This is a genomic window from Deltaproteobacteria bacterium, assembly GCA_016218975.1.
GTDB lineage: Bacteria > Desulfobacterota > Deferrimicrobia > Deferrimicrobiales > Deferrimicrobiaceae > JAENIX01.
This window is the reverse complement of the sequence record JACRCO010000069.1, coordinates 1-13,826: the sequence shown is the minus strand read 5'-3', so window position 1 is coordinate 13,826 and position 13,826 is coordinate 1. Positions and strand designations below refer to the sequence as shown.

Here is a 13,826-nt window from a genome sequence, read left to right as displayed (position 1 = left end):
GCATTATCCCGCAAGCTCGTACCAGCCGGAACCGCTTCGGGCAACGGAGAGTATGCGCGCCCGCTGAAGCATCGCAAGCGTTTGAGTCATCGGGAGTCCGACCACGTTCGTGAAGGAGCCGGCGATCCTTTCTATCAGGAGGTTCCCCGCCCCCTGCGCGGCGTATGCGCCCGCCTTGTCGTCGCACTCACCCGTTCGCGTATACGCGGCGATCTCCCGGCCCGTCAGCGGGCGAAACCGCACCCTCGTTGTCACGCAGGTCTCATCCATATATCCACGCCGCTCCTGCACAAGGCACGCAGCCGTATGCACCCGGTGCTCCCGTCCCGCGAGCAGCGAAAGCATCCGGTGCGCCTCCCGCCGGTCCGTGGGCTTCCCGAGAAGCCGCCCCCCGACAACGACCACGGTATCCGCCGAAATGACGAACGCATCGGGGTGGCGGGAGGAAACCTCCTCCCCCTTCTCCCGGGCTGCCCGCCGCACGAACCGGAGCGGTGCCTCTCCCGGGCGAGGTATCTCTTCGATGCGGGAAGGAATCACCCGGAAGGGGACGCCTATTGACCGCATCAGCTCCCTTCGTCGCGGGGAAGCGGAGGCCAGTATCAAGCATGTCTCGGGAGCCACGGAGAAACATTATAGCGGGAAGTTCGGCGACAGGCATCATTCCTTGACCCCCCGGAGGGCCTGTGCTACAAAGGGATGCCAAGAGAGGTGGGGATGAGCCTCAAAACCGTTACCGTTCGTACGGAAAGTGCGCAGCAGCTCGTGGATATTACTGCGACCGTTCGACACGTGGTTCGTGAAAGCGGCGTCGCGCGCGGCACATGCACGATTTTCATCCCCCACACCACCGCCGCGGTGACCTTAAACGAGAACGCCGATCCGAACGTCCGTCGGGACATTATCAATATCCTCGAAGCGCTGGCCCCGTCCCATGGAAATTATCTGCACACCGAAGGAAACGCCCACGCCCACGCGAAGGCCAGCCTGGTTGGATCGTCCGTCTCGGTATTCATAGAGGCCGGCCAGCTGGTTCTTGGAACGTGGCAGGCGATCTTTCTATGCGAGTTCGACGGACCGCGGACCCGCAACATCCTGATCCGCGCATCACAGGAGTAAATTCGCTACTCTCCCCTCGAGCGAACCGGAAAATTGCCGGTCTGCCTGCCGCCGCTATCTCTTTTCCTGCTTACGCACATGAATGCGGAATACGCGCCTCATGCCGGAAGGGTTCGCCGCCGAACAAAGCGTCGTTCCAGGGCCAGTAGCCTCGAACGCCAGGCCGTCCGGCGTATCGACGGGCGCGGCGACTTTCAGATCGTCGCAGATCGGGCCGGTCGCCGGGCAGACCAACTGTCCGGAAAGGCAGATCTTGAATGTTTCGCCCAACTTAAGGACGACCGGGTAAGGTTCATCGGACGATGGTCTTGTTTCCTGCGCATCGCACGCCATAGCGGCGAAAAAGATCAGAAACGCCGCCGCAGCGATCGTCGTTTTCATTCGGCATCCCTCCTTCTCTCACGATGACCCGCCATGGCGCGTCAACGATAGAAATATGGATGGTTCACGCAGGCGCCCGGCTTCGGACGATGGTCAAGGCGCATATTCAGGAAGACGATAAAACCGGGCGGCGTTGGACAGAAGCGTCCTTTCCGCGTCACCGTCTCCGAGCGATTTGAAGATCAGTTCGATATCGCCGGCCTGGAAGGGACGCGGCGCCCTCGTCGACGGCAGGTCGGTCCCGAACATGAGGGCATGCGGATTCGCGGCATGGATGGCACGAAGGGCATCGCCAACCGGAAAATCGACGCGACCGAACCCCGTGGCCTTGACGTGAACGCCTTTTTCCGCCAGTCGAAGTAATGCGGGGAAGCCCTCTTTCGACAGCCCCAGATGGTCTATACTGACGGCCGGCAGACGCAGCAAAGGCCCCTGTAATCCCGGAAGTTCGCGGGAATCCACGTACAGTTCCACATGCCAGCGGGCAAGATCGAAGATCCGCTTCGCGAACGACTCGAGGTGCTCGACCGACTCGGAGCCGCCGCGCTTCAGGTTGAACCGGACCGCTCTCACGCCTTTTTCGTCGAGGCGAAGGATTTCCGCGTCGGAAACCGATACCGGCAACTGCGTTACGCCGACGAACGTAGGGCCAAGACGCGCGAGCGCATCTACAAGATACCCCTGATCGAAAGCCTGGAAGGATCCGGAAACGACCGCGCCGCCGGTAACGCCCAGCGGACGCACGGCCTTGCGGTAATCGACGACGGTGAACGGTTCGGGCAGATATCCCCTGTTCGGCACAAGCGGGAACGCCGGGTCGATGATGTGCAGGTGGGAGTCGAATATTTGCCGGTTTATCACTCTCATTCACCTGCGCGATGGCGGTGCGTCCCTCTTATTTCGAAGCAACTCCCTTGAAAAAAGTGTATACGAACGTCCCGCCTTCCTCCGTAGTTCCGAACAAGTCCCTTATTCCCCGGTCCCATTTTTCCACTTCGATCAGACCTGCACGTATCGCCTGCTCCCTGACTCCTTCGACCATCGCGATAAAAGTGTTTTTCGTAAAACCCTCGACAAGGTCAGGCTTGCTTGAATCCACATAAATCATTCGGGGAGATACGCTTATCTCGTGGTATCGCGATTCCTTCAACAACGGATACAGCTGTCTTCCTATAAGTGAATTCCCGCCCATTCCGGCCTGTATGTCTATCAAACACCGGATCGTTTCCCTCGCGAGAGCGCTGTCGGGATGGAAGTACGTGGAACCGTGATCTCCCTCTATCACGGTGATCGTCCCCCCCTTTCTCAAGACCCTTCGCAGGCAAAGCAACGCATCTACCGGGTTCGGCAGATGCTCGAGAAGAAAGCAGACGAATACATGATCGAAGCTTTCATCACCGAACGGCAAGTGGAATATATCGCTTTGGAGGAATGTAACGTTCGTGATGCCCTGCGAAGAAAGGCGCTCGTTCGCTGCGCGAAGCGAATCCTCCGATAAATCCACGGAGGTAATCGACGCGTCCGGGTTATTGCGCGCCAACAGGACCGTCTGCGCGCCGATGCCGCACCCCGCTTCGAGCACACTGCTTCCCGACGGATACACCGTGTCCGAATGCAGCTTGTCCGCCAGAGTCGTGGCCTGGTCGATAAGTCTCAGGCTTTCCCTCGGCGTGTAGCCATGCACGTATTTCTCGCTCATTCGGGATTCGCTTTCTGCGATATCGTTCGATAACGCCCGTGGCTCCGGCCACGATTCGGACCGGCGTCTTAAGGCTTGCCGATCGCCGCCGGCAAGCGAACGTCAGGCGATGAACAAATCGTTTTTCGCACGCACCTTCGAATGCGACACGAATGCCGCCGCCAGCAGTGGATTGGCGACAGCCTTGGGCAGCCCTATATCATCCAGAACCCGCAGGCACAATTCCATAGGGGCCAATCCTGGAACCGCGACCTTCGAAACCGCGTCGTAAATCCGCCGCAAATATTCCAGGCTTGAACGAAAAAGCATGTCGATCTTTTCTCCCTGTCGGGGATCGTCCCAGGAGGCAAGCAGATACCTGGTTCCCTCGAGATTCATAAGAATTTTTATGGACCTGACCGTTGATTCGACATCCTCATAGATCGGGATATCGCCGGGAACCGGAATAGCATCCCCCGTAAACAGAATCCCCTCCGGTTGCAGGCGAAGAGAGATCGAACCCTTCGAATGCCCGGGGGTATGAAAAACATCGACCAAAATGTTTTCGTCCATCTCGAACTTTTCCCCAGCTTCCAATAATCGATCAACGGTTACGGAACCGCCGACGAGGGCGTCGAAACCGGGAACGGGTCGTTCCTTCGCTTGCAGTTCGACATTTTCGATCCACGATTTTTCGTATTGGTGGGCATGGACCGAACATCCCGTCGCTTCCTTGACGGCGCGCGCGGCTCCGATGTGATCGGGGTGGGAATGAGTGAGGAGCAAGCAGGATATATCTTCGGGATCCCGCCCCTCTTTCCGAATGTACTCGAATATTGCGCGCTCCGAATTCGCAACACCGCTGTCGACAAGGATTATTCGCTTCCCGAAGATTACATACACATAAACGTACCTGTCTATCTTGACGCCTGCCGGCGTCGTCACCTGAAACGGTAATTTCAATGCATGGACGCGTTCAGTTATCCGCATGGATTGTCCTCCGGTTCGGGCCGTGGGCCACCGCTTGACGCACCGTCCTGGTTATGCGCTCCCGGGTCCCGACCAGTACGGCCGACATCTGCAATCGGTTGCCCGATCTTTATATCACAGGCTACCTGACCTTGGCCGTTGCAGGACGGCGCCGATCGGATTCTTCCCGTTCTCCCTCATATTTTTCGCAAGACATCATAGCCTGTTCTGCGGTCGCGCCGCCGCGCCAGCTCGCTCGAGTAATGCTTGCCGAGTTCGCCCGCATGATCCGCCATCCAGTCGGTGAAGCGAGTCGGTCCGGCCGGAGATGAGCTTGTATACAACCGGTTCGCCATGAGACCCCGAATCTCCTCCATGGTAATCACAACGTCTCCGACCACTGCCCCGACGAGACGGCCGATAAGATATACCAGCTGCGGCGGTACGTTAATCAACGATTTTTTCTTTCCGATTGCGCATCCGATGGCCTCGACAAGTTCTCTGTAAGCGAACGTTTCCGGCCCGACGGCATCGATCGTCGCATGACCGCTTTTTTTCCCCTGCTCGACCGCGAGAGCCGCAAAGTCATCCACGTAGATCGGCTGAAGCTTGTACTTTCCGTCGCCGAAGATTGCGAAAACGGGAAAGCACCTGAGCATCCAGGCGATGTTGTTGATAAGTATGTCTTCCTTGCCGAACAACACGGTCGGGCGCAGGATTGCGTACGGGATACCGGAGTCCCTTACAGCCCGCTCCAATAACGCCTTGCACTTGAAATACGGGAGATCCGAATCTTCCGACGGGTTCGTTATGCTTGTGTGGACGATCCGCTTGACTCCCGCTTTCTTCGCCGCTCCGATAAGCGTAAGCGTATTCCGCAAGGCTTTGTCATGATTGAATTCCTTGTGGTCAAACCGTACCCAATAGGTGTTGTAAAGCACCGAAGCGTCCGCCAGCGATCCCGCAAGCACCTCCGGATTTTCGAAGTTGTAAGGGTGGATTTCCAGCGCGTTCCCGAATTCATTTTCCCGATCGATCGAATTCGTCAACGTACGCAACCGAACGCCCTCGGCCATGAGCCGCCGGGCAATGTACTTCCCGGAGTATCCGAAAGCGCCGGTAACCACGTGCAATGGAGCTTTATTTCGTGCGGCCGTCATCTCCAATTGATCGGTCACCATGCGTCCGTCCGGCAAGCCTTGCGGTGCCGGACCGGTCATTCCGTATCGGGATCGCGGCAAGCCACCAAATATTTGTAGCCATATACGGCAACCTGCTCTCCCCGTTGGTTTGAAACCTTGCACTTCAAATTTCCGATTCCCCGGTCCGGTTTGCTGCGTGATCGTTTGAGATCCGACCAATACGCTTCAACGGAAAGAACATCTCCCGGCCGGACAGGGTTGAAAAGCTTAACCTCATCAATTCCCAGTCCGCTCAATATGGCCAGGTTGCCTTGGGCATCCACCACGGCGCGGGTGCACGCCGAAAGCGTATGAAGCGAAGACGCTATGAGTCCTCCGAAAATCGACGCCTTCGCAATTTCTTCATCGACATGAAACGGCAGCGGGTCAAATCGGACCGCGAAGCCGATTATTTCTTCCTTCTTGAAAACAATGGGACTGCACAAAAGGCGTTCCCCCTCTTGCAAGTCGTCCCAATAGATCTTTCTCATTTTCCCCCTATCCTCATTTCATGCAGTATGTACTCCGACCCCTCCGTTTCGGTTGCGGGTGTTCATGCCCCAACATGGGCGAGCCGTCAGCTATAGGCGGTTTGGCAGCGAAATGCTTGTAGCACAGCATGTTTATTTGACCACCGAGATCATTGTTGCCAGCATGGTCGCCACAACTTTTTCCTTACCGTTCTCAACTGCGACTACGTCCCCAGAGCACACCGTGACGGTCCGTCCGGATCTCAATACCCTTCCTATTCCTTTGAATCGCTCGCCTCTGGCCGGATACATGAAGTTCACTTTGTACTCAATGGTCAACACTTCGGAATCCGGGGCCATCAGGGTGTACGCAGCATAGCCGCATGCGCTATCGACAACCGTCGTTACCACGCCGGCATGGACGTACCCGTGCTGCTGTGTAAGCGACATATCGTAAGCGAATTCGATCACCACTTCTCCGGGCGTGATTTTGGTCAGGGCCGCGCCGATCGTCTTCATGACAACTTGTTTTTCGAAACTGGATCGGATGCGTGCCTCGTAATCGGAATCCATCGGCTTGAATTTATTCAACACGGAATCTCCACCGTATTGTTATTTTGTGGACTTCCAAGTACCTGTCTGCCAGGTTAAAGCTGCAGGCGGCGTAGCACTGGTCTTGTCCCGACAGCCTTGGTATTTCAATCTGCCGTCAAAATGCAAGAGCCGTGACCCGAAGGAACCGCCAGCTGCAAGCGGTAGTTGGATGCTGCTATCCGATGGCCATATTCACGTCAAGCGTCACTCTAAAAATGAGAAAGGAATACGATTTTTCCAAGGCGAAGAGTAACCCGTACGCGAAGCATTTCAAGAAGCAGGTTACGATCCGCCTTGACGAAAATACTATCAACTATTTTAAGAAAATGGCTGCTGACTTGGGAATGCCCTATCAGACGCTTATTAATCTTTATTTACGCGACTGTGCTGGGGCGGGAAGACGTCTATCTATCAAGTGGGATCCCGCCGCATAAAGCTGACGGTTCCTTCGGGTCACGCTTTTAGCAATTGCCGCGGGCGTTGAAGATCCTGGGCCGCGGGGCTAAAAAGCGCGGCCCTCGGCCCGCTTAAGCGCATTGTTAGATTTTCAACTTTATTTGGAGAGCAACCATTGCAATCGTTGGCGACATTGCGTACAATGTAATACAAAGAATGCAGGAGGTGTCGCCATGAGTGTCGCAATATCGATCCGACTACCTGATGGGTTGGCGAAACAACTGGAAGGTATCGCCAAGGAGACGGACAGGCCGAGGTCGTACATATTGCAAAAGGCATTGGAGGTTTACCTTGAGGATTACGCCGATCTCCAAGTCGCCCTTGATCGACTGCGAGACAAGTCTGATCACGTTATTACAAGCGAAGAAATGAGAAAAGCACTTGGCTTATAGGATCGTTTATAAAAAATCGGTCCTGAAAGATCTAAAAAAATTAGGCAAGCCAGAAGCTTCCCGCATTATGGATAAAATAGAAAAAGACTTATTAAAGCATCCTGATTCCATTCCAGTACTGAAAGGCAAGTTTGCTGGACTCAGAAAATATCGGCTTGGGGACTATCGCATTATTTACGTTCTTATCGGGGAGGAAGTAATCATATTGAGGATAGGCAACAGGAAAGAAGTCTACAATAAATAGGTTTCAGTGAATGATCGGGCTGATAGGTAACACTTTATTCCGGGCGCGGCCCATGCTCGGGGCAGTTGCTGCGCGGCGGAGCCGTGTGAAGGATCGTCTTGTACTGGCACGTGTCCAAATGCCGCCACTGCCGCTCCGGCTGATGATCGTGCAGCGTGCACGAAGCGCCGCACTCCGGACATGGCCAGCGCAAGTCGGGGGCGTGCCCGAGAACGATATGCACCTCTCCGATCTCCAACTTCAACTCGACTCGCTCCACCTGCCACGGGTCGGTGATACCCAGAATCCGGGCGTACAGCTCACGGTCCTGCATCGGCTCCCTCCGCTGCGCGTTCCGGGGAACAAACGACGTTCAAAAGCGCCGTGGCGGACAACATTATCCGACAGATGGAAAAGAGCGACAAACAAACTGACGGCCGTGACCCCAAAAACCCGTCAACCCACTACAAATTCTGAAGAGCCGGCTATCGCCAGCGATATGGAAAATGCGTATGATAGTGCGAAGGGGAAAGGAGTCGAGGCCATGAAGTTCTTGGTCGAGAATGAGCAAGAGTCTGATGGGCGTTGGATCGCCGAGGTGATCGAACTCCCAGGTGTTATGTGCTATGGAAAAACCCTCGAAGAGGCGAAACCGCGGGTCCAAGCACTTGCCCTGCGCGTGATTGCGGATCGTATAGAAAACGGAGAGGCGGGACCGGATCTAACGACCATTTCATTTGAAGCCGCATGAGCGAATGGCGTAGTAGCCGCGCCAGACAGGTATTAGCATCTCTACTTCGAATCGGTTAGACGATCAAACGTCAATCCGGTTCCCACCGCACGCTCTCATAACCTGGATTTCCGGACTTCATTTTTTCCTTTCACGACCGTGAAGAAATTGGTCCTCGTATGTTGGCCCGCATCGGGAAGCGAACGGGCCTGACACCCGAGGATTTGTAGTTATTCATATGAACGATCGGGCTGATGAGTTCTGGCGGGATCCGGTATTCACAGTATGCTTGGAGCTTCGTGACGGAGGGCGAGATGATGTTATCTCTTCGATCCGAAAAGTTGTGGAGGCGAAGCTTCAAGCAATTCAATACCCATCAAAAGTCCGTATAACGCTCGCGCTAAGCGGGTCGAGGGGCACTGGTCTTGCCCCGAAGGACAAAGCTTTTCAAGCTGCCGTCAAATTGCAAGAACTGTGACCCGAAGGAGCCGCCAGCTTCAGCGCGTAGTTAGGTGCCGTCACCGATAAACTTCACGACGATGTGCAACTTTAACAACCAAAACAATAAGCTCTTGTTCTGAAACCGAGTAAACAATTCGATACTGCCCCTGGCGGACACGATATTTGTCATTTCCTGTTAACTTCTCGGAACCAGGAGGTCTAGGATTTTCAGCGAGGCCTTTTATCCGCTTGATAATGCGGATACGATCGTTTTTAGGGAGGGCTTCTATCTCTTTGGCGGCAGACGGCTTGATGGAAAGCCTATAGCTTGCCACGTTTCCGCAGATCCTTAAGGAAATCCTCGAAGGCAAGATTCGGTTCGTGGGCTCGCTCCTCAAAAGCGGCCAAATCTTCAGCGTCTTCAGCCAAGCTCAACTTTACAGCCTTGTTGACCAATTCCGAGACGGATAGTTCCGTTTCGGCGGCCTTAAGACGCAGAGCCCTGTGGATCTGGGAATCGAAATATACCGTTGCTCTTTTCATCGCTGTTTTCATATGCCCATCATACCGCCATGACGCCATAGCGTCAAGCCGTCATATCATTATTGATCTTCGCTAATATCGTGCTCCTAACGCTCCGCTTCAGCGGGCGCCCAGCGAGAAAGGTGCGAGCCGTCAGTTGCAAGCGGTAGTTGGGCAGAATAAAAAAAACACCGCGAAAGTGGCGTAATATTCAATCAATTGGAATCGGATAAAGTCGTAACGTACAATGTCTTGCCATGAGGGAAAAATCATCATCCATCGTGAGTAGAATTCCTTTTTCCATAATGCATTGAGCCGCAATCAGACAATCGACAGTTGCGGCTGAAACACCCGCTTTTCTGCAAACGTTAGAAATATTTGCCGCTTTTATGTGATGGTCCTGGGTTGCCAATAGTATGGGGTACCCTTCCATAATCCCCATTATTTTCTCTGCTTGAGATGGCTCTTTGATCCCGGACAATAGTTCCTGATTAACTATGCCTGGGACGACCACTCGTTGTTTGTCGCGAGTCAATTTCTCCAAGAGTTGGACAACCCCTGGCATAACCCCCTTCGGCCAGTTGCGCCGCCGAAATGCCAGCGACCAAACCGACGTGTCGACAACGATCAACGGGCTTTCCGCATTTTCTTGTAATCATAGCCCGGGTCAAAATCGATCGTTCCGAACGCCTTCACCGCTTGCAAGCGTTTCCTATACTGGATATATTCGCGCAACGCCTCGTTGACCGTTTCGCGTTTCGTGCGGTGTTGCCCCAACCGTTGCGCCTCCTCGAGCAATTTCGTTTCGATATGAAGATTCGTCGGCATAATGCACCCCCATCAGCATCTACACATAATCCTACACAACTCGTCGAGGAATGCAACACTCCAATTTGGTTCTCCAACTCAGCTTTTTTTTCTGCCCAACGCTCCGGCTGAACTGCGGGCGCTCATCGAAAAAGATGCGAGCCGTCATCTGCAAGCGGTAGTTAGACGGAAATATTTTTATCACCACCAACTGTGCTCTACTAATGTGTATTTATATTTCGTCTTAATTGTAATTACAATTATTTATTAGGTATATTTCGTCTTGTGTATCAACTGAACATACTGTATTGGAATGTGAATTTTGAATGGGCGCAAATGACACGATGATGAGGACTAATGCTAATACTCGTTTGCGCTGACACATTTTGTATTTATACCTCTATGCCGGTCTAACGCTCGCGCTAAGCTGCGGGCCGAGGAGGGAACGCTTTTTCCCGACGAGGAGAGATAAAAAGCGCGACCGACGAAGGAGCCGTCAGCTTCAACCCGTTGTTAGCCCGCTCGGCGAGATTTTTGTGGTGCGGGGGTTCCGCGAAGTAGTCCTGCCACACTAAGATCCTCATCGATCAATGGCCAATGGATTCCTTCGCCTTCCCCTACAAATTCCCATTTCCTTCGTTGTGCAGTAGTCGCATGAAGTAACCGCGGGAACCAAGCCAACGGAACGATAATGCTCCTTCCATCAGTCAGTTCCACGATCAGATCATCTGCCGTTACTTTCACGGCTTGAGCACGCGGAATAACTTCAGCCTTTGAAGTACGCATCCCATGCCTCCAGAAATTGTGCCTGATATCTCGTGACGATTTTTTCCAAATTACGAAGTTCCGCCCCCTTGAATCCGTTGGAATATGCAAGCCGAATAGGTCGAAGCCAAAACTTTGCCGAGCTCTTTTCCCTCGTCACATGAATATGCGGTGGCTCCTCTCCCTCGTTGCTATAAAAGAAAAACCGATACGCCCCGATAATTTTTATCGTCGGCAATGCAATCCGTCCTCTTCACACCATTCTGCGAAGCAGGATATCAAATCTTCCATCGGTTCTCATCATTCCCGGCATAGCCGGGCCAGACGCTCCGCTTCTGCGGGCGCTCATGCCTCAACAATGGCGAGCCGGCAGCTCCAGCCGGTAGTTAGACGCCTTCAATATTTTCTGGAACTTCGGGGAGTTGCGCCCCATGCCACACCGCGACAATCCATACTTTTTTCCCAACGGCGCGATAGAAAAATCGATATGGCGCAACGATATCTTCCCTGTGCGGAAGACTTGGAAACTCTGGGATCTGCCGCCCGGAGTCAGGAAACTTGTTCAACCGTCGCAAGACGGTTTCAACACGCCGCCGGAAACGACGAGCGGCTTCACGATTTTCTCTCTGGATATAATTGATAGCGGAAATGATCTGGGCGCGAGCGGATGGCGTGAATAGTATTTTCGCCATTTAGCCTTCCGCGAGCAGGGAATCCAATTCCGCCATAACCGTGTCGAGATCGTACCCCTTCCCCGCTGCAATTTCCCTGTCCCCCTGGGCCAAGAGGCGAAGAAGTTCGAGATCGTGTTCCTTCTTTTCATATGACTCGGTACTCTCTATCACCACAGCAGATCGCCCCCGCTGCGTGATAAAAACCGGCTCTTTCGAGACCCGGACACGCTTCACAATAGCTGCTGCATCTTGGCGAAGATCGGAGATCGGAATGATATTCGGCACCTTGCCAATCAGAGTCACCTCCTATAGTACATCTAAGAGTACCACTGGCAGAAACACATGGCAAGGTGCCTACGGTGTAAAAATGAAAGTGCGTCTAACGCTCGGGCTAAGCTGCGGGAACTGAACGAGAAAGAGGTTAGCCGTCAGATTCAGCCCGTTGTTAGGCATCAACATATAATTCTTGAGGAAAATAAATATTGATCGTTTTCTTAACCTTTTCTAACCATTCAGCACGTTCACTTTGCGTGCTTGTGACAACAACCCGAAACATTTCCCGACAGAAATTATTTACCCCACAAAGATCAAATATGCATTGTCTCCATATGAGTTCGAGTGGGTCACCAAATACTTCCTGTTCTCGTTCTTCTGGTGTATTCGATGTATTAAAGACGATAGCAACTTTCGCCTTTAATAATCCGATCGGAATCCCTTCACCAGCGTTCCCTTCCAGAAAGTTATATGCAACCCCAGGACGTAATACTCTGTCGATCCATCCCTTCAAAATGGCGGGAGGTTGTCCCCACCAATTTGGATGAACTATGACAATTCCATCGGCAGAAGCAACCTCCCGGCAATGAGTTTCGATTATATTTGGAACAACGGCCGTGTCCGGGATTTCCGCGCTCGATAGAATCGGGTCAAATTTTTCCGCGCACAAATCATGAAAGCGGACCTCGTGTCCGTTCCGACTCAGTTCATCCGCGGCAGTCCGCGCGATTGCATGATTGAAGCTCTGGGAATTTGGGTGCGCGAGAATCACGGACACGATCATTTCTTTACCACCTATGGTTGTATGCCTTGTATCTTGCCTTCAGCCTCCGATTCGAGCATTGTCGAAGCGGAGATCGTTGGCGGACGGCAGCTCGGTTTGCCTATGGCTCGACAGGCCGTGCGTTAGCTTGGGCGCCGTTCGCCTCTCGTTCAGAAGCCCGAACATCTTCGAAAGACCCGGAAATAATACGGGCCTTTTTTATTGATGGAATATGGACAAGGAGGAACCTCGTCGCCCCAAGGAACCGCATGAAACACGGACTCCCGGCCGCTGCTAAGGAACATTCCTTGTCAGTTCAGCCAACATGTTGTTCCGAGCGTCAAATAGTCGGATCACCAAGGCGCGGGTGCCGCCAATGTTGTATTTTGTGTTGAAGTTGACCCTCTCCCCGTCCCGGCAGGAAAGAGCCTGGATCTCCGTCAGGACACCATTGCTGTCGAGCGATGAGAGCGTAACCCTTGATGCCCTTGCCCCATGAATGTTCAGTATGATATTCGCGTTCGGCCTGAAGAAGTTGCCCCCGCCCACATCCCACATGCTCACCTCAAGCGAGGCGTTGTTCTGACTGTATGGCCGAGTCTCGACAACCGCCGTGCCAAGCTCGGCGCCTGCCGAGCCGACTGCCAGCATCAAAAGACAGACGACAATGAAGGATCTCACGGTATTCCTCCTTGATCTGCTCGCTACTTCATCGAACACCTCGGCTTCATACAGGGATGAAAAGCCTATCTTCTTATATATTTTGATCCTTCCATGGCCTTCTTCATGGCAGGTGTGCCTCTCTGTTTCTGCAGCGGCACAAGGGCATTGCCTTCGAGCCTGAAGTCAATGCTGTTCCCTTGAGGTCCCCCTGTCAGCGTAATGATATCCCCCTTTACTCCATAGGTCATCTTAAGCACCGTGATGCTCCCTTTAAACGTACCGCTGGGGGTAAGCTCCCTTGCGCCCGCAAGACAAGTACCATCGGGGTGCAGTTGAATATATTGGAACGGGTCTACTGAAAGAAAATATTTTCCGGCGATCCCGTTATCAGCACCCGCTGCCTGATTTGCTCCGGCCACATAACCGGCAAAGATCAAGCATACGATCATCATACACAGACTATTTGATCAACTCATTTTGACTCTCCTTGATTGGTTGATATGCAGAGCCGTTAACTTCTGTCATCGACGTCATGCCGCTCTATTTCCTATAACATTCATTCTGTGAGGGTTGTTCATTGAGCACATAACGCTCCGCTTCAGCTTGTATCTTGAATTGGTATCTTCGATCTTGTTTATTGAATCTGCCTCGGGACGCCGAGGCGGAGGGGGGAAGGTGAATCTGTGCTTCAGCTGAGACCTTCGAGTCTGGCCCGCAGATCAGAT

25 protein-coding genes are annotated in these 13,826 nt (G+C 53.4%); 5 read left to right on the top strand and 20 right to left on the bottom strand.

Features of this window, described 5'->3' with window-relative positions; genetic code table 11:
* Positions 1-3: 3 nt before the first annotated feature.
* On the bottom strand, positions 4-567 hold the full coding sequence (gene maf / locus HY896_09320) for a septum formation protein Maf (protein ID MBI5576546.1): 564 nt from the start codon (positions 565-567) through the stop codon (positions 4-6).
* Positions 568-717: 150 nt separating this feature from the next.
* On the opposite strand from maf, the gene HY896_09315 reads away from it, so the two are divergent.
* Entirely contained in the window at positions 718-1,119 is a 402-nt protein-coding gene (locus HY896_09315; protein MBI5576545.1) for a YjbQ family protein, read from the top strand.
* A 54-nt stretch (positions 1,120-1,173) separates the two neighbouring features.
* Here HY896_09315 and HY896_09310 read toward each other — a convergent pair whose 3' ends face one another.
* The 7 genes from HY896_09310 to HY896_09280 form a co-directional block, all read right to left on the bottom strand.
* A complete protein-coding gene (locus HY896_09310) occupies positions 1,174-1,500 on the bottom strand; it encodes a hypothetical protein (GenBank protein ID MBI5576544.1) in 327 nt (108 codons plus the stop codon).
* Positions 1,501-1,593: 93 nt separating this feature from the next.
* On the bottom strand, positions 1,594-2,367 hold the full coding sequence (locus HY896_09305) for an amidohydrolase family protein (GenBank protein MBI5576543.1): 774 nt from the start codon (positions 2,365-2,367) through the stop codon (positions 1,594-1,596).
* Positions 2,368-2,395: 28 nt separating this feature from the next.
* Positions 2,396-3,199 carry a methyltransferase domain-containing protein gene (locus HY896_09300; GenBank protein MBI5576542.1) on the bottom strand — a complete coding sequence of 268 codons (804 nt, stop codon included), beginning with the start codon at positions 3,197-3,199 and terminating at the stop codon, positions 2,396-2,398.
* Positions 3,200-3,301: 102 nt separating this feature from the next.
* The gene (locus tag HY896_09295) at positions 3,302-4,168 is read right to left on the bottom strand and encodes an MBL fold metallo-hydrolase (protein ID MBI5576541.1); all 867 of its coding nucleotides are present in this window, start codon (positions 4,166-4,168) and stop codon (positions 3,302-3,304) included.
* Between the two features lie 176 nt (positions 4,169-4,344).
* On the bottom strand, positions 4,345-5,307 hold the full coding sequence (locus HY896_09290) for an NmrA family NAD(P)-binding protein (protein ID MBI5576540.1): 963 nt from the start codon (positions 5,305-5,307) through the stop codon (positions 4,345-4,347).
* A 56-nt stretch (positions 5,308-5,363) separates the two neighbouring features.
* Positions 5,364-5,819 carry an acyl dehydratase gene (locus tag HY896_09285; GenBank protein MBI5576539.1) on the bottom strand — a complete coding sequence of 152 codons (456 nt, stop codon included), beginning with the start codon at positions 5,817-5,819 and terminating at the stop codon, positions 5,364-5,366.
* Between the two features lie 132 nt (positions 5,820-5,951).
* Positions 5,952-6,371 (bottom strand): PaaI family thioesterase, encoded by a 420-nt coding sequence (locus HY896_09280; GenBank protein ID MBI5576538.1) that lies wholly within the window; start codon positions 6,369-6,371, stop codon positions 5,952-5,954.
* Between the two features lie 236 nt (positions 6,372-6,607).
* On the opposite strand from HY896_09280, the gene HY896_09275 reads away from it, so the two are divergent.
* The 3 genes from HY896_09275 (at position 6,608) to HY896_09265 (ending at position 7,484) form a co-directional block, all read left to right on the top strand.
* Complete coding sequence (locus tag HY896_09275) at positions 6,608-6,826, top strand: BrnA antitoxin family protein (protein MBI5576537.1); 219 nt, start codon at positions 6,608-6,610, stop codon at positions 6,824-6,826.
* Positions 6,827-7,021: 195 nt separating this feature from the next.
* A complete protein-coding gene (locus tag HY896_09270; GenBank protein MBI5576536.1) occupies positions 7,022-7,240 on the top strand; it encodes a ribbon-helix-helix protein, CopG family in 219 nt (72 codons plus the stop codon).
* Positions 7,230-7,484, top strand: coding sequence for a type II toxin-antitoxin system RelE/ParE family toxin (locus tag HY896_09265; GenBank protein MBI5576535.1), 255 nt, complete (start codon positions 7,230-7,232; stop codon positions 7,482-7,484). The genes HY896_09270 and HY896_09265 overlap by 11 nt, the downstream gene beginning before the upstream one ends.
* A gap of 34 nt (positions 7,485-7,518) precedes the next feature.
* On the opposite strand, the gene HY896_09260 is transcribed toward HY896_09265, so the two are convergent.
* Complete coding sequence (locus HY896_09260; GenBank protein ID MBI5576534.1) at positions 7,519-7,797, bottom strand: transposase family protein; 279 nt, start codon at positions 7,795-7,797, stop codon at positions 7,519-7,521.
* A gap of 210 nt (positions 7,798-8,007) precedes the next feature.
* On the opposite strand from HY896_09260, the gene HY896_09255 reads away from it, so the two are divergent.
* Positions 8,008-8,214, top strand: a complete 207-nt coding sequence (locus HY896_09255; protein ID MBI5576533.1) for a type II toxin-antitoxin system HicB family antitoxin — start codon at positions 8,008-8,010, stop codon at positions 8,212-8,214.
* 497 nt (positions 8,215-8,711) lie between these two features.
* On the opposite strand, the gene HY896_09250 is transcribed toward HY896_09255, so the two are convergent.
* The 11 genes from HY896_09250 to HY896_09200 form a co-directional block, all read right to left on the bottom strand.
* The gene (locus tag HY896_09250; protein ID MBI5576532.1) at positions 8,712-8,969 is read right to left on the bottom strand and encodes a type II toxin-antitoxin system RelE/ParE family toxin; all 258 of its coding nucleotides are present in this window, start codon (positions 8,967-8,969) and stop codon (positions 8,712-8,714) included.
* Positions 8,956-9,189 carry a CopG family transcriptional regulator gene (locus HY896_09245; GenBank protein MBI5576531.1) on the bottom strand — a complete coding sequence of 78 codons (234 nt, stop codon included), beginning with the start codon at positions 9,187-9,189 and terminating at the stop codon, positions 8,956-8,958. Before HY896_09245 ends, HY896_09250 begins: the two co-directional genes overlap by 14 nt.
* Before the next feature lie 178 nt (positions 9,190-9,367).
* Positions 9,368-9,787, bottom strand: a complete 420-nt coding sequence (locus tag HY896_09240) for a PIN domain-containing protein (GenBank protein MBI5576530.1) — start codon at positions 9,785-9,787, stop codon at positions 9,368-9,370.
* Positions 9,784-9,984 carry a type II toxin-antitoxin system VapB family antitoxin gene (locus HY896_09235; GenBank protein ID MBI5576529.1) on the bottom strand — a complete coding sequence of 67 codons (201 nt, stop codon included), beginning with the start codon at positions 9,982-9,984 and terminating at the stop codon, positions 9,784-9,786. Before HY896_09235 ends, HY896_09240 begins: the two co-directional genes overlap by 4 nt.
* Positions 9,985-10,476: 492 nt before the next feature.
* Positions 10,477-10,749: a DUF2442 domain-containing protein gene (locus tag HY896_09230; protein ID MBI5576528.1), complete on the bottom strand. Its 273-nt coding sequence runs from the start codon at positions 10,747-10,749 to the stop codon at positions 10,477-10,479.
* Positions 10,730-10,966 carry a DUF4160 domain-containing protein gene (locus HY896_09225; GenBank protein MBI5576527.1) on the bottom strand — a complete coding sequence of 79 codons (237 nt, stop codon included), beginning with the start codon at positions 10,964-10,966 and terminating at the stop codon, positions 10,730-10,732. Before HY896_09225 ends, HY896_09230 begins: the two co-directional genes overlap by 20 nt.
* A 148-nt stretch (positions 10,967-11,114) precedes the next feature.
* Positions 11,115-11,420, bottom strand: a complete 306-nt coding sequence (locus HY896_09220; protein MBI5576526.1) for a type II toxin-antitoxin system RelE/ParE family toxin — start codon at positions 11,418-11,420, stop codon at positions 11,115-11,117.
* Positions 11,421-11,696, bottom strand: a complete 276-nt coding sequence (locus HY896_09215) for a type II toxin-antitoxin system Phd/YefM family antitoxin (protein MBI5576525.1) — start codon at positions 11,694-11,696, stop codon at positions 11,421-11,423.
* Positions 11,697-11,847: 151 nt separating this feature from the next.
* Positions 11,848-12,459 (bottom strand): NAD(P)H-dependent oxidoreductase, encoded by a 612-nt coding sequence (locus tag HY896_09210; protein MBI5576524.1) that lies wholly within the window; start codon positions 12,457-12,459, stop codon positions 11,848-11,850.
* Between the two features lie 273 nt (positions 12,460-12,732).
* Positions 12,733-13,119 carry a hypothetical protein gene (locus tag HY896_09205; protein MBI5576523.1) on the bottom strand — a complete coding sequence of 129 codons (387 nt, stop codon included), beginning with the start codon at positions 13,117-13,119 and terminating at the stop codon, positions 12,733-12,735.
* A 65-nt stretch (positions 13,120-13,184) separates the two neighbouring features.
* Positions 13,185-13,538 carry a hypothetical protein gene (locus tag HY896_09200; GenBank protein ID MBI5576522.1) on the bottom strand — a complete coding sequence of 118 codons (354 nt, stop codon included), beginning with the start codon at positions 13,536-13,538 and terminating at the stop codon, positions 13,185-13,187.
* Positions 13,539-13,826: the final 288 nt, after the last annotated feature.

Coding starts and splice junctions, on each gene's coding strand:
- maf (MBI5576546.1), bottom strand. CDS start 567: ATGCGGTCAATAGGCGTCCCCTTCCGGGTGATTCCTTCCCGCATCGAA.
- HY896_09315 (MBI5576545.1), top strand. CDS start 718: ATGAGCCTCAAAACCGTTACCGTTCGTACGGAAAGTGCGCAGCAGCTC.
- HY896_09310 (MBI5576544.1), bottom strand. CDS start 1,500: ATGAAAACGACGATCGCTGCGGCGGCGTTTCTGATCTTTTTCGCCGCT.
- HY896_09305 (MBI5576543.1), bottom strand. CDS start 2,367: ATGAGAGTGATAAACCGGCAAATATTCGACTCCCACCTGCACATCATC.
- HY896_09300 (MBI5576542.1), bottom strand. CDS start 3,199: ATGAGCGAGAAATACGTGCATGGCTACACGCCGAGGGAAAGCCTGAGA.
- HY896_09295 (MBI5576541.1), bottom strand. CDS start 4,168: ATGCGGATAACTGAACGCGTCCATGCATTGAAATTACCGTTTCAGGTG.
- HY896_09290 (MBI5576540.1), bottom strand. CDS start 5,307: ATGACGGCCGCACGAAATAAAGCTCCATTGCACGTGGTTACCGGCGCT.
- HY896_09285 (MBI5576539.1), bottom strand. CDS start 5,819: ATGAGAAAGATCTATTGGGACGACTTGCAAGAGGGGGAACGCCTTTTG.
- HY896_09280 (MBI5576538.1), bottom strand. CDS start 6,371: ATGGATTCCGATTACGAGGCACGCATCCGATCCAGTTTCGAAAAACAA.
- HY896_09275 (MBI5576537.1), top strand. CDS start 6,608: ATGAGAAAGGAATACGATTTTTCCAAGGCGAAGAGTAACCCGTACGCG.
- HY896_09270 (MBI5576536.1), top strand. CDS start 7,022: ATGAGTGTCGCAATATCGATCCGACTACCTGATGGGTTGGCGAAACAA.
- HY896_09260 (MBI5576534.1), bottom strand. CDS start 7,797: ATGCAGGACCGTGAGCTGTACGCCCGGATTCTGGGTATCACCGACCCG.
- HY896_09255 (MBI5576533.1), top strand. CDS start 8,008: ATGAAGTTCTTGGTCGAGAATGAGCAAGAGTCTGATGGGCGTTGGATC.
- HY896_09245 (MBI5576531.1), bottom strand. CDS start 9,189: ATGAAAACAGCGATGAAAAGAGCAACGGTATATTTCGATTCCCAGATC.
- HY896_09235 (MBI5576529.1), bottom strand. CDS start 9,984: ATGCCGACGAATCTTCATATCGAAACGAAATTGCTCGAGGAGGCGCAA.
- HY896_09230 (MBI5576528.1), bottom strand. CDS start 10,749: ATGCGTACTTCAAAGGCTGAAGTTATTCCGCGTGCTCAAGCCGTGAAA.
- HY896_09220 (MBI5576526.1), bottom strand. CDS start 11,420: ATGGCGAAAATACTATTCACGCCATCCGCTCGCGCCCAGATCATTTCC.
- HY896_09210 (MBI5576524.1), bottom strand. CDS start 12,459: ATGATCGTGTCCGTGATTCTCGCGCACCCAAATTCCCAGAGCTTCAAT.